Here is a 12090-nt window from a genome sequence, read left to right on the forward strand (position 1 = left end):
AAAGGACTCGCTGTCGCTCGATTTGTTTGTTGGTGCAAATTCATCTCGCCACTAAAAGGCACGTCCGCCGTTACCTTCGGTAACTCTACTCGGACTCGCTTTATAGTGGGAGTCTTCTTTGCACATTTTAAGATAATCGCGATCGCACAATTTCGCCTCTCGTTCCGCGACGATCTGCCGCAAACTGGGGCGACCCGTGATGGGAAGTCGCAGCATCGCCCAAAGGCCATAGAGCCAATCGACAACAGGGCCAATGATCGGCCAACGAGTGGCGGCATAGACCCAACCTAAGCCAATCACCGCGTAGATCTGCCGAAACACTTCAACGTTTTTGAGAATTTCTCCGTCGGCGCGGACAGCATGGATGCGTCCCATCGCCGCTTCAAAACTCACCCCGCCATGGTCAGCGGGGTCATAGTCATCGGCCATGATATCGACGAAGGCGAGGCGGCTGTGATCCCCGTCTCGCTGGCGGAGAAAGTTCACTTCATGGAGGCAGATCGGGCATTGGCCATCGTAGAGTAGCTTAATTTCCCAGGTGGGTGCGGTGGTGGTCATGGTGGGGTGTGTAAAGAAGTGTTACAGATTTTTAGTGTAGAAAATTAGGGTGCGATCGCGCCATCCACACCCCCCGCCCAATGCTCCCCAGAATCATTTACAATTTGTGAAGAAATCTTAAACATTTACAGTCACACCATAATGCGAGTTGCGATCGTTGGCGCAGGGTTAGCCGGGCTTGCCACAGCCATTGAATTAGTCGATGCCGGTCATGAAGTCGAGATTTATGAAGCGCGAAACTTTGTCGGCGGCAAGGTGGGCAGTTGGATCGACAAAGACGGGAATCACCTGGAAATGGGGCTGCACGTCTTTTTTGGCTGCTATTACAACCTGTTTGACCTGATGCGGAAGGTGGGCGCGTTTGACTCCCTGCTCCTCAAGGAGCACACCCACACCTTCGTCAATTCCGGCGGCCGCATTGGGGAGTTGGATTTTCGGTTCCTGACGGGTGCGCCGTTTAATGGGTTGAAGGCATTTTTTACCACGTCGCAACTCAATGCGGTGGATAAGCTGACGAATTCCCTGGCGTTGGGGACGAGTCCGATTGTGCGGGGCTTGGTGGATTTTGAGGGGGCGATGCGGACGATTCGCGATCTTGATGCGATTAGTTTCGCCGATTGGTTCCGCAGCCATGGCGGCAATGATGGCAGCTTGAAGAAGATGTGGAATCCGATCGCCTACGCTCTGGGGTTTATCGATACGGAAAATATTTCGGCGCGGTGTATGCTGACGATTTTCCAATTTTTCGCGGCGAAAACCGAGGCTTCGGTGCTGCGGATGTTGGCGGGGTCGCCCAATGAATACCTGCATCAGCCGATTGTGAATTATTTAACGGAGCGGGGGGTGACGATTACCACCAATTGCCGGGTGCGCGAGATTCAGTATGAGGGCGATCGCGTCACCGGATTAAGCCTGGCCGATGGGGAGAGCGATCGCACGATTACCGCTGATACCTATGTGGCGGCTTGTGATATTCCGGGGATTCAGCGTCTTTTACCGGACGGGTGGCGCAAGTGGCCCCAGTTCGACAATATTTACAAACTGACGGCGGTTCCGGTGGCAACGGTGCAACTGCGTTTTGATGGTTGGGTGACGGAAATGCATGATCCCGCCAAGCGTCAACAAGCCAAGGCCTGCGGGTTGGATAATCTCCTCTATACCCCGGATGCGGATTTCTCTTGTTTTGCGGATTTGGCTCTAACGAGTCCAGAGGACTATTACCGCGAGGGCGAGGGGTCTCTGTTGCAATTGGTGTTAACGCCGGGTGATCCCTTTATTAAGCAGAGCAATGAAGCGATCGCGCACCATGTCCTCGCTCAAGTGCGGGAACTGTTCCCCTCGGCGCGGGATTTAAACATGACTTGGTACAGCGTCGTTAAATTGGCGCAATCCCTCTATCGTGAAGCTCCCGGCATGGACCCCTACCGCCCCGCCCAACAAACCCCCGTCACCAACTTCTTCCTCGCCGGGAGCTACACCCAACAGGACTACATCGACAGCATGGAAGGGGCGACGATCTCCGGACGGCAGGCAGCGGCGGCAATTCTGGCCGCAGTCGCAGCGGAGAAAGAAGCGATCGCCGTTTAATCGGCCCCTCCATTCCGCAAACAAGGGGCTTAAGCCCCTTGCCCTCGCTCCCAGCATGGACTCCTCTGCCCTGCCCACACAGTCCTAGCCCCTTGCCTCGCTCCCAGCATGGACTCCTCTGCCCCGCCCAAACAGTCCTAGCCCCTTGCCTCCAGTCCTAGCCCCTTGTCCCAATCCCGCCCACACTCACCCCTAACCCCCACAAACAATGTCTGACTGGCTAGAACATAGCGTCCAAGTCGAAATCAAAGCCCCCATGGATTTGGTCTGGCAAGAATGGTCGAGTTTTGAAAAAATGCCCCTCTGGATGAAATGGATTAAATCCGTCACCGTCCCCCCCGAAACTCCGCACATTTCCCGCTGGACTTTGAACACGGGCGGCCTCGAATTTTCCTGGCAAGCCCGGATGGTGGATGTGATCGAGAACAAAATCATCCGCTGGGAATCCGTAGACGGCTTACCCAATCGGGGCGCGATCCGCTTTTACGATCGCCACGATCACAGCGTCGTCCGCCTCTCCGTCGCCTACAACATCCCGACCATCCTTAAATTCCTCGACAGTCTCTTCCTCGGTAAAGCCGTCGAAGCCACCATCCAAGAAGACCTCGAACGCTTCCGCACCCACATCCTCACCCTCCAAAAAACCGCCACCGACTAAGTTAGCCTGCCCACTAATTGGGCCCCAACTGCCCTAAATCGTGCAAACGCTCTTGAGCCGCGTGCAACATCTGCCATCGCTGTGGGTGAAATCTCAACTCGATATGTCATGCTTTTGCATCAATTGCTCAAATGCGGACGCTAGCGGTAGGCTTTGACCCGTTTCAAACTCCTCCAAACTTTTGCGAAGTCCCACCAGGGATTCTAATAACTCCATGCGATCTATCAATTGCTGATAACTTTCAGCATCTTGCACAACCGCAGCCGCTTTGCCGTTAACGGTTAGCACAATGGGAGAACTCGTCTCCCGTAAGGTGGCTAGCAGTGCCTTCGCACCGCGCTGGAAATCAGATAACGGACGAATGTTGCGCAGATTGAGGGTCATGACTTCAATCAAAAAACAGATAATTTCATGTTAATTCATTGTAGGAGATTTGAGAATCATTGTTGTTTCCTAGGGGAGTTCATCAAAAACGGAGCTAGGCGATCCTAGCTCCGTTTTGTGATCAGGGGGTTGAATGAATGGGGGTTTAGTCTGCGATCGAGACGATCCAAGTGCCGACATAGTCAATGCTGGCGCGGCGGAAATCAGCGAATTCGGGGGAATCATTCACCGGCTCGTGATCTGCGTCGGTAAAACAGCCATTCTCATCTAAGCAGGTGACAAGGAGGGCATGGAAATAGAACGTACCGCCAAACCAGGGATTGCGGATATGTTCGAGTTTGATTTCGATGGGGTTACGGGCTTCGATGGATTCAGTGAGGGGAATCCGTAGGCAGTTAAAGTATTTTTCTTCGTCGCCATCCCAAACGCGGTAGCAGTTTTCTTCAATGCGTACATTACCCACGCCCACTTCTTTGTCGTAGCCGCGACCGTAGCCAATTTCGATCACATCTTCGGGATCTTCAAAGGCAAAAATCCGGTTGGGGTGTTCATCGCCTTCGGTGACTTCGCAGTTTTCGACGCACACGACATCCCGGAAACGTTCATCGGCCTCGCCGTAATAGTCGGGATAGTAGACGGAAATTTGGGCGACCGTTCCCTCAACTTTTTTCGCGGGGATGCGCAGTTTGTAGCGGGCGTTGCGGGCATTCCGTCCCCCGTGCTCAATGCGGTAGTTGAGGAGGTTGGGACGGTTCACACCACTAAAGATCGTCAGGCCGGAGTTTTGGGCGAAGGTGGCGAGGGGCGTGGCTGCGATCGCACAACCAGCGGCGGCCAATCCAGCGATTAGACGATTTTTGAGTGTTTTGGAGAACAACATAGGCGATTCGTTAGGTAAAACGTTGAGGGGGTGGGAAGGGTGTGACTGGCGTTAAATCACGTTCTATGGACAAAATTTTGTGAACGAGTTTAACGTTTGATAATTCTTCTTGACTATATCAGACGGGTGTGTTCGTTGACGGGGAGGGTGTGGCGATTTGTTCCCCGTCTATGGTGAGTTGCCGGGAACGTTGCCTTGTGATGCGGCGGAGGACTGGCTGGGATAAAGCATAAAACAAGGTAAAGAACGGGCAAGCGGGGGGCAAACGCTCGTAGGATACAAGGGAAAATATTCACGGGTGCAGCGTTGCAGGCTGCACGATCGCATGGAGAGTCGAAACGAAAACGGATGGTATGGAGTGACCGAAGGCAGCTATTGGGTGTTGAGTTAAATCCCTCAGTTGCGATCGCAGCATTGAGTGGGAATGGCAAACCGGGTGTTTGAGACCGGTTGGCCATGAGCGGTAATGTGTACTGATGAGTTAAGGAGTAAGTTATGAAAATTGCGATCGCCCGCGAGGCTATTGAAGTGGGAGAACGCCGTGTGGCCTTAATTCCCGCCCTCGTGAAACGACTAGCCCAACCCGATTGGTATTTTCTTCTCGAAGCCAATGCCGGGGGGGGATCATTCATTCCCGATGCTGACTATGTGGAGGCGGGGGCGGCCGTGGTGGCTGATAAAGCTGAACTGTGGGGCAATACAGATGTGTTGCTCAAGGTGGCTCCCCCCAGTCGGGATGAAGTGAATTTATTGCCCGAAGGTTCAACGTTGATTAGTTTTCTGAATCCGTTGGGTGATCCAGAGTTGATCAAACTGCTGGCGGATCGCCGGATCACTGCGTTCAGTATGGAATTAATTCCCCGCACCAGTCGGGCCCAAAGTATGGATGCCTTGTCATCTCAAGCGGGGATCGCGGGCTATAAAGCGGTGTTACTCGGTGCGGCGGCGCTGCCAAAGTTTTTCCCAATGTTGACCACAGCCGCAGGCACGATTCGCCCGGCGAAGGTGTTTGTGATGGGGGCAGGCGTGGCCGGATTGCAGGCGATCGCCACCGCCCGCCGCTTGGGTGCGATCGTCGAAGCCTTCGACATTCGCCCCGCCGTCAAAGAAGAAGTCCAAAGCCTGGGGGCGAAATTTGTGGAAATTGACCTCGGTGAAGACACCGTTGCCGCTGGGGGCTACGCCAAAGAAGTGTCCGAAGCTGCCAAACAAAAAACCCAAGCGGTGCTCACCGAACATATCGCCAACTCCGACGTAGTGATCACCACCGCCCAAGTCCCCGGCAAACGCGCCCCCATCCTCGTCACCGCTGCCATGGTGGAAGGCATGGCCCCCGGTTCGGTGATCGTCGATCTTGCGGCCAACCAAGGCGGCAACTGCGAAGTCACCGATCCCGGCAAAGATATCAATTACCACGGCGTAACGGTGATTGGCCCGACGAATTTACCCTCCTCCATGCCTATCCACGCCAGCCAACTCTACGCGAAAAATATCGCCACGTTGCTGCAATATTTGGTCAAAGATAATGCGATCAACCTCGATTTTGAGGACGATATTATCCGCGATACCTGCATCACCCACGCGGGTGAAATTCGCAGCGATCGCGTCAAAACCGCCCTCGGAATTAGCAGCGAAGTGCAGGTATAGCCCTCCGGTTGACACGGGCCATCTTGCCTCACCCCAGCCCGCTCACCGGGCGGTGAGGACTGCTGAAATTTTCTAGTAATGGGACTTTTTTTCTAATGACCACTGCAACGTTAATCACCTGTTTATTTGTCTTCGTTCTCGCCTCCTTTGTGGGCTTTGAAGTGATCAACAAAGTGCCGCCCACCCTCCACACTCCCCTCATGTCCGGAGCTAATGCCATTTCCGGCATCGCTGTCCTGGGGGCGATCTTGGTGTCGGGTTCCTTGGGTTGGAGTGTCAGTATTATTCTCGGCTTAATCGCTGTGGTGCTGGCCACGATTAATGTCATCGGTGGATTTCTGGTCACCGATCGCATGCTGGTGATGTTTAAAAAATAGGAGCGAAACCCCATGACCCTCTCAACCTTTCTCCCCACGGGGATTCAACTCAGCTATCTCGTCGCTGCCTCCCTGTTCATCATTGGCTTAAAACAACTCGGCTCTCCCGCCACAGCGCGGCGCGGTAATCAACTGGCCGCCGTGGGGATGTTCCTCGCCGTGGTGGCAACCCTTTTAGAGCAACAGGTGTTGAACTACCCGATGATCCTCGGCGGCATTGTCGTCGGGGGCGTGATCGGGGCGATCGCGGCCTATCGGGTCGCCATGACCGCCATGCCCCAAATGGTGGGGATTTTCAACGGCTTAGGGGGGGCAGCTTCGGCCCTGGTGGCGATCGCCGAATTTTGGCGGCTCCTCTCCACCGGCGACCCCCTCAGCCTCACCTCCCTCGTAACGATCATCCTCGGCATCCTGATCGGCGGTGTCACCCTCACCGGCAGCCTGATCGCCTTCGGCAAACTCCAAGGCGTACTCCCCGGTGCGCCCTTCCTCTTCCCACTGCAACAGCCCCTCAACGCCCTTTTGGTGATCGGGTTTCTCGTGGGCAGCGTCTTCTTTTGCCTGGAACCGAGCAACTTTCCCATCTTCATTGGGTTAATCGTCGCCTCCCTAATTTTAGGGGTCGCAGTGGTGATCCCCATCGGGGGCGGTGATATGCCCGTGGTGATTTCCCTGCTCAACTCCTATTCCGGACTCGCCGCCGCCGCTGCCGGGTTTGTGGTTAACAACAACATGTTGATCATTGCCGGGGCCTTGGTGGGGGCATCGGGGATCATCCTCACCAACATCATGTGCAAAGCAATGAACCGCTCGATCTTTAACGTCCTCTTTGCCGGTTTCGGGTCTGAAACGAGCACGGGCGCAGCATCAGCAGCAGGTAGCAACGCACAGCAAACGGTGAAAAGCATTGACAGTGAAGAAGGCGCGATGATGCTCGGCTATGCCCGTTCCGTGGTGATTGTGCCCGGTTACGGCATGGCCGTGGCCCAAGCCCAGCACACCGTTAAAGAATTGGTGGATCAGTTGGAATCCATGGGCGTGGATGTGAAATATGCCATTCACCCCGTCGCGGGACGGATGCCCGGTCACATGAATGTCTTGCTCGCTGAAGCGAATGTGCCCTATCCGCAACTGTGCGATATGGACGATATTAATCCTCAATTTGAACAGACCGATGTGGCTCTGATTATTGGCGCAAATGATGTGGTCAACCCGGCCGCTCGCCATGATAAGAGCAGCCCGATCTACGGGATGCCGATCCTCGAAGTGGATAAAGCCAAACATGCGATCGTGATTAAACGCGGCATGGGTACGGGCTTTTCTGGGGTACAGAATGAATTGTTTTTCCAGGACAAGACCCTGATGCTCTTTGGCAGTGCGAAGGATGTGGTGGGTCAGTTGGCTTCAGAAGTGAAGCAACTGTAACCGCAGATCGTGCCCTTGGTGTTTAGAGTTTAGCGCTCAAAAAAGAGGTGGAATGTTCCACCTCTTTTTTGGGTTTCAATCTGCCTGCCCTAGGGGGTTAATTGCGGACGGCTTCGATGGTTTGGGAAAAGTAGAAGCGGGTGCTGGTCATGTTTTTGCGCTCAATGTGAAAGCCTTGGTCAATCAAAATGGTGATGATTTCGCTGGCGCGATGGAGATAGGCGCGGGTGGTTTTGCTGGGGCCGGGGAAAAATTCACCGACTTTTTTGAGCAGGCTTAACCCGAAGGTTTTGGGGGCAAAGCTCAAGATCAGCCGCGATTCGGCCAGGCTGGTGAGGTGGGCGATCATCTGTTCAATGTCGGCTTGGGGGTAGTGAATCAGGACATCGAGACAAATCACGGTATGGTAGCGACCGGTGATCGATTCGAGGTCGCTGACGGCGAGGGTGAGTTTGGCGGGATTGGTGAGGTTCGTGGCGCGATCGCGTGCCTCCCCCACCATCTTGCTGGAAATATCACTGGCATACACCGTTGCCCCAGCATCGGCGAGGGGTAAGCTCAGACTCCCAACCCCACAGCCCGCATCACACACCGTCAAGCTCGACACATTTCCATCCGCCGCTAACCAGGCCAACACCGTATCAATGGTTTGTTGGTGGCCGTCGCGAATGTCAAGCTGTACCTTGTTGACTTCGCCATCGCCGTAGATGCGTCGCCAGCGGTCAAATCCTTGCGTATTGAAATACTCTTTAACAATAGTCTTATCGTCTAGGGCAGTCATACCGTATTGGGGAGGTAAAAATTCATTAAGTTACGTTTAAAACACTCTATCGGATTTTGCCCAAGCTACCGCCAAAACTTTGATCCGCTCCGGCATGGCAAAAGGGTGAACTCTCCGGATCAGAACGCTCTCTCTTTGAACGACAACACAGGCCTTGAGTCTGACCCTCTAACTCTATGCTGGAATGTACCCCTAGGACGGTGGCTCATCCTCCATGGCACTTTAATCCCTTGGGCTTGACTCTGGCTGCTGTGGGTTGGGAGCGATCGCTAGCACTTCAGCATTACCCCCACTGTCCTGATCGATCAGGCACTATCCTACGATAGAAAAACCAAGCGTATTGCCACACCCTTTCGCCCTGATTTATTTCCCTCCCGCTCTTGTTCGTTAATGCTGCGGCGTTTTGATCCCATGTCTAAGCCTGTCCTGTTCTGTGTTGCCCATGACCCTAAAATTCGTAACCAATTCCAACAGCAGCTTCAGGGCAACTATGCCGACCAGTATCACATTGAAAGCACAGAACATTGGGATTCCGCCCTCGCGCGGCTGAAAGATCTGCGCGGGATGGGCCACATGCTCAACACACTGCTGTGGGATGTGCAGGCAATACAGAGCGCAGAGGATATCGAAAATTTGCGCCGCCATTTTCCGGTTGTTAGTTTGATTTTGCTCTGTCCTGATGATGAGCCGCCGCCTTGGTCATCATTACCGGCAAAAATAGCCCCACTCTACCTATTTACACCGTGGCGATCGCATGATTTAACCAATGTCATCAATACCGCGATTCAAAACTACAACCATCGTCACATTGTTGAGAGCCAGCAGCAGATAATCGATGCTCTGCAATTTCAAAATGCTCAATTACTCAACACCTTAAAACAATCGAATCAAACCATTTTACAGTCCAAAGCCCAACTCCTCGCCCAGGATAAAATGTCAGTCTTGGGGCAAATGATTGCCGGCATCACCCATGAAATCAATAACCCTGTGGGCTTCATCGCCGGCAGCTTAAAGTATGCGCGGGAATACCTCAATGATTTAATTACCGCGATCCAGCTTTATCAAAAACATGATCTCAGCTTTGATCCAGATTTCGAGGCTCAGATTAAAGACCTCGATCTAGATTACCTCATTGAAGACTTTCCGAATCTTCTCAATGCGATGCAAGAAGGCACGGATTTACTCCGTAAAATTAGCACCTCAGCCCGAATTTTTTCTCGCTCAGATCAAGAACAAAAAGTTGAATTTGATGTACATAAAATCATCGAAAGTGCCTTAATGTTGTTAAAACATCGCCTCAAAGCAACGATGTCTCGTCCGGCCATTACGATCATGCGTGAATATGGAAATTTGCCGCTGTTGTGGTGTTATCCGGGGCAACTCAGTCAGGTGTTTCTCAATGTGTTGGTCAATGCAGTGGATGCATTTGAGGAAGCGAATACCGGCAAGTCCTATGATGAGTTAGAAATTCACCCCAACCAGATTACGATCGCATCCCACTACAAGCCGGAGACTCACCAGATTCTCATTGCCATTCGTGACAATGCTGGCGGCCTCGATGATGCGATCCATGCTCGAATTTTTGAGACCCTATTCACCACAAAATCAGTGGGCAAGGGAACCGGACTAGGACTCCCCATCTGTCAACGAATTGTAGAAACCCAACACCATGGCACGTTGCGATCGATGTCTTGCTGGCAGGAAGGAATGCAGTTTGTGGTGGAATTGCCCCTAGAGAAGGCGTTGGGGGATTTCTCGGTTGAGCCAGGCTAGAAAGCCCGCATTGACGGAATCTGGGGTCAGTTCTAGGATGCAGTGGGTATAGTCGATCTGCTCACGGATCACCTGTTCAAGGCGATCGCGATAGCCCGCCTGGGTTTTGACAATCAAAACGGTTTCCGGTTCAGTGACAATCTCGCCCTCCCAGCGATAGGCACAGGTGATCGGAAACCAATTGGTACAGAGGGCGAGATTTTGACGGAGGAGGGCATGGCTAATCGTTTGCGCTTCCTCCGCAGTGTTCAAGGTAATGTAGTAGAGTCGCATGGCAAAACCGTCACAGGTGCAGGCAGACAGAATGCTTTGATTCGTGCTTTGATTGTATCGAATCAGATGGGATTAAACCGTGGAATTTAATTGTTTTGATAAGGGATGATGGTGGTTTGGATTGTGGTTTTTAACGTAGCGATCGCAGCATTTAACGGTTATCTCGTTTGGAAAATCTGTCGGTGGCGGCGGTGTCTTCGTCACACCCACCACACCCTGATCCGGATCGAACGCCAAGCCCGCCGTATTCTCCAGCCCACCCCCTTGATTCTCCACCAGGGAGCCATCCACGCCCAAAACACCCGCTCCGCTTACCAAACCCTCCAGCGCCAAACTCACCAACTCCAACAACTTTTGACGCTCCTCAATCTTCTGCTTGACATCCTCACCGGGCTGAAGCCACGGTGATTCCCAGACCTCACGATCTGAGTTTCTGCTTCGTAGCACCTGCCTTCCGAGATTTACTCTCTTCAGGTCTTACGGTCGCTCCACAGACTGAAACCGCTTGCCCAGCGGCCAATATGTTTATCGCAGCGTTGATGTCCCGATCGTGGTGACACCCACACTCAGGGCAAACCCAATCACGAACATTCAGGCGCATCTTTTCAACGATGTGACCACAGGAAGAACAGCGTTTTGAAGAGGGAAACCAACGATCAATTCGGATCAGTTCCCGTCCATACCATTCGCATTTGTATTCAAGCTGCCTAACCAATTCCCCCCAACTAGCGTCAGATATGGATTGAGCTAGTTTATGGTTTTGCACCATGTTCTTCACAGCCAAGTCCTCAACAGCAATCACTTGGTTATCGCGCACCAATTGAGTTGTTAGCTTGTGAAGAAAGTCTTTGCGGGTATCGGCAATTTCGGCTTGCAATTTAGCGACTTTAAGTCGTGCTTTCTGCCGATTATTGGAACCCTTCGACTTGCGAGACAGCGATTTTTGCGCCTTACGGAGGCGCTTGTACTTCGCCTTAAACGTTTTGGGGTTAGCAACCTTTTCACCTGTACTCAGCGTGACCAGACTACTAATACCCAAATCGATCCCGACTTTGTTGGATCTGACGGGAAGCCTGTCGATTTCAACATCCACAAGCAAGCTCACAAACCATCTGCCCGACGGCTCAAGCTTGATCGTCACCGTAGATGGTTCAGCGCCTTGGGGCAACTGCCGACTCCAACGAATCGGCAATGCTTCAGTGCATTTAGCCAGAAGTAATTCACCATCTTTCCAACGGAAAGCAGACTTCGTGAACACAGCACTGCCACCGTTTCGCTTCTTTTTGAAGTTCGGGTATCTAGCCCGTCCTGCCCAAAAATTAGTGAACGCCTTTTGGAGATGCCGCAAACCTTGCTGCAATGGGACACTGCTAACCTCATTTAAGAAGCTAAACTCCTCTTCTTTCTTCCATTCGGTCAGCAATGCCGACGTTTCTTTGTACCCGATCCGCTCTTGCCTCTCATACCAACCCTCAGTCCTTGCGAACAAAGCTCGGTTGTAGACAAGACGGGTACAGCCCAACGTTCGCCGCAATAGATTCTCTTGCTCGGCGGTTGGGTAGAAACGGTATCGGTAAGCTTTTTGAGTCATGCTTACATTCTAGTGCTTGACATACTCCCCCACTAAACCCTACGGGCTATAGTGGGGGATTCTGAACAGCCAGTTACCTGACCATTTATCCACTCAAACAACGAGAGTTGCAGAGGGTTGCTAGGCTCAACGACTAGCGCCATTGATTTATCCTGA

General features: G+C 52.7%; 13 protein-coding genes. 7 read left to right on the forward strand and 6 right to left on the reverse strand.

Annotated elements, in window-relative coordinates:
• Positions 1 to 51: 51 nt before the first annotated feature.
• Positions 52 to 558 carry a thiol-disulfide oxidoreductase DCC family protein gene (locus tag PN477_RS03475; RefSeq protein WP_272119332.1) on the reverse strand — a complete coding sequence of 169 codons (507 nt, stop codon included), beginning with the start codon at positions 556 to 558 and terminating at the stop codon, positions 52 to 54.
• A 141-nt stretch (positions 559 to 699) separates the two neighbouring features.
• Here PN477_RS03475 and zds point away from each other — a divergent pair, with 141 nt between their 5' ends.
• Positions 700 to 2145, forward strand: a complete 1446-nt coding sequence (gene zds, locus PN477_RS03480; RefSeq protein WP_272119333.1) for a 9,9'-di-cis-zeta-carotene desaturase — start codon at positions 700 to 702, stop codon at positions 2143 to 2145.
• A gap of 208 nt (positions 2146 to 2353) precedes the next feature.
• Positions 2354 to 2803, forward strand: coding sequence for an SRPBCC family protein (locus PN477_RS03485; RefSeq protein ID WP_272119335.1), 450 nt, complete (start codon positions 2354 to 2356; stop codon positions 2801 to 2803).
• A gap of 93 nt (positions 2804 to 2896) precedes the next feature.
• On the opposite strand, the gene PN477_RS03490 is transcribed toward PN477_RS03485, so the two are convergent.
• Both PN477_RS03490 and PN477_RS03495 read right to left on the reverse strand, forming a co-directional pair.
• Complete coding sequence (locus tag PN477_RS03490) at positions 2897 to 3187, reverse strand: type II toxin-antitoxin system Phd/YefM family antitoxin (protein WP_272119337.1); 291 nt, start codon at positions 3185 to 3187, stop codon at positions 2897 to 2899.
• A gap of 145 nt (positions 3188 to 3332) precedes the next feature.
• Positions 3333 to 4067, reverse strand: coding sequence for a DUF2808 domain-containing protein (locus tag PN477_RS03495; RefSeq protein ID WP_272119339.1), 735 nt, complete (start codon positions 4065 to 4067; stop codon positions 3333 to 3335).
• Between the two features lie 495 nt (positions 4068 to 4562).
• Between PN477_RS03495 and PN477_RS03500 the strand changes: the two genes are divergently transcribed.
• From PN477_RS03500 to PN477_RS03510, 3 genes are all read left to right on the forward strand, one after another.
• Positions 4563 to 5714 carry a Re/Si-specific NAD(P)(+) transhydrogenase subunit alpha gene (locus PN477_RS03500; RefSeq protein ID WP_272119341.1) on the forward strand — a complete coding sequence of 384 codons (1152 nt, stop codon included), beginning with the start codon at positions 4563 to 4565 and terminating at the stop codon, positions 5712 to 5714.
• A 95-nt stretch (positions 5715 to 5809) separates the two neighbouring features.
• Positions 5810 to 6091, forward strand: coding sequence for an NAD(P) transhydrogenase subunit alpha part 2 (locus tag PN477_RS03505; RefSeq protein WP_072619643.1), 282 nt, complete (start codon positions 5810 to 5812; stop codon positions 6089 to 6091).
• A gap of 12 nt (positions 6092 to 6103) precedes the next feature.
• Complete coding sequence (locus PN477_RS03510) at positions 6104 to 7516, forward strand: NAD(P)(+) transhydrogenase (Re/Si-specific) subunit beta (protein WP_272119344.1); 1413 nt, start codon at positions 6104 to 6106, stop codon at positions 7514 to 7516.
• A 97-nt stretch (positions 7517 to 7613) separates the two neighbouring features.
• Here the strand turns inward: PN477_RS03510 and bchM are convergent, their stop codons facing one another.
• Complete coding sequence (gene bchM / locus PN477_RS03515; RefSeq protein ID WP_272119346.1) at positions 7614 to 8297, reverse strand: magnesium protoporphyrin IX methyltransferase; 684 nt, start codon at positions 8295 to 8297, stop codon at positions 7614 to 7616.
• Between the two features lie 411 nt (positions 8298 to 8708).
• Here bchM and PN477_RS03520 point away from each other — a divergent pair, with 411 nt between their 5' ends.
• Positions 8709 to 10070: a sensor histidine kinase gene (locus PN477_RS03520; RefSeq protein ID WP_272119348.1), complete on the forward strand. Its 1362-nt coding sequence runs from the start codon at positions 8709 to 8711 to the stop codon at positions 10068 to 10070.
• Here the strand turns inward: PN477_RS03520 and cutA are convergent.
• Positions 10029 to 10343 (reverse strand): divalent-cation tolerance protein CutA, encoded by a 315-nt coding sequence (gene cutA, locus PN477_RS03525; RefSeq protein ID WP_272119350.1) that lies wholly within the window; start codon positions 10341 to 10343, stop codon positions 10029 to 10031. The genes PN477_RS03520 and cutA overlap by 42 nt on opposite strands.
• Before the next feature lie 123 nt (positions 10344 to 10466).
• Between cutA and PN477_RS03530 the strand changes: the two genes are divergently transcribed.
• Positions 10467 to 10751: a hypothetical protein gene (locus PN477_RS03530; RefSeq protein ID WP_272146988.1), complete on the forward strand. Its 285-nt coding sequence runs from the start codon at positions 10467 to 10469 to the stop codon at positions 10749 to 10751.
• A 10-nt stretch (positions 10752 to 10761) separates the two neighbouring features.
• On the opposite strand, the gene PN477_RS03535 is transcribed toward PN477_RS03530, so the two are convergent.
• Entirely contained in the window at positions 10762 to 11934 is a 1173-nt protein-coding gene (locus PN477_RS03535; RefSeq protein ID WP_272119354.1) for an RNA-guided endonuclease InsQ/TnpB family protein, read from the reverse strand.
• Positions 11935 to 12090: the final 156 nt, after the last annotated feature.

The organism is Spirulina subsalsa CS-330 (genome assembly GCF_028330765.1).
Classification (GTDB): domain Bacteria; phylum Cyanobacteriota; class Cyanobacteriia; order Cyanobacteriales; family Spirulinaceae; genus Spirulina; species Spirulina subsalsa_A.

What these genes read in the sequence shown, in the direction of transcription:
- PN477_RS03495 (WP_272119339.1), bottom strand. Translation starts at nt 4,067, where the DNA reads ATGTTGTTCTCCAAAACACTCAAAAATCGTCTAATCGCTGGATTGGCC.
- PN477_RS03475 (WP_272119332.1), bottom strand. Translation starts at nt 558, where the DNA reads ATGACCACCACCGCACCCACCTGGGAAATTAAGCTACTCTACGATGGC.
- PN477_RS03485 (WP_272119335.1), top strand. Translation starts at nt 2,354, where the DNA reads ATGTCTGACTGGCTAGAACATAGCGTCCAAGTCGAAATCAAAGCCCCC.
- bchM (WP_272119346.1), bottom strand. Translation starts at nt 8,297, where the DNA reads ATGACTGCCCTAGACGATAAGACTATTGTTAAAGAGTATTTCAATACG.
- cutA (WP_272119350.1), bottom strand. Translation starts at nt 10,343, where the DNA reads ATGCGACTCTACTACATTACCTTGAACACTGCGGAGGAAGCGCAAACG.
- PN477_RS03505 (WP_072619643.1), top strand. Translation starts at nt 5,810, where the DNA reads ATGACCACTGCAACGTTAATCACCTGTTTATTTGTCTTCGTTCTCGCC.
- PN477_RS03510 (WP_272119344.1), top strand. Translation starts at nt 6,104, where the DNA reads ATGACCCTCTCAACCTTTCTCCCCACGGGGATTCAACTCAGCTATCTC.
- PN477_RS03500 (WP_272119341.1), top strand. Translation starts at nt 4,563, where the DNA reads ATGAAAATTGCGATCGCCCGCGAGGCTATTGAAGTGGGAGAACGCCGT.
- PN477_RS03490 (WP_272119337.1), bottom strand. Translation starts at nt 3,187, where the DNA reads ATGACCCTCAATCTGCGCAACATTCGTCCGTTATCTGATTTCCAGCGC.
- PN477_RS03535 (WP_272119354.1), bottom strand. Translation starts at nt 11,934, where the DNA reads ATGACTCAAAAAGCTTACCGATACCGTTTCTACCCAACCGCCGAGCAA.
- zds (WP_272119333.1), top strand. Translation starts at nt 700, where the DNA reads ATGCGAGTTGCGATCGTTGGCGCAGGGTTAGCCGGGCTTGCCACAGCC.
- PN477_RS03520 (WP_272119348.1), top strand. Translation starts at nt 8,709, where the DNA reads ATGTCTAAGCCTGTCCTGTTCTGTGTTGCCCATGACCCTAAAATTCGT.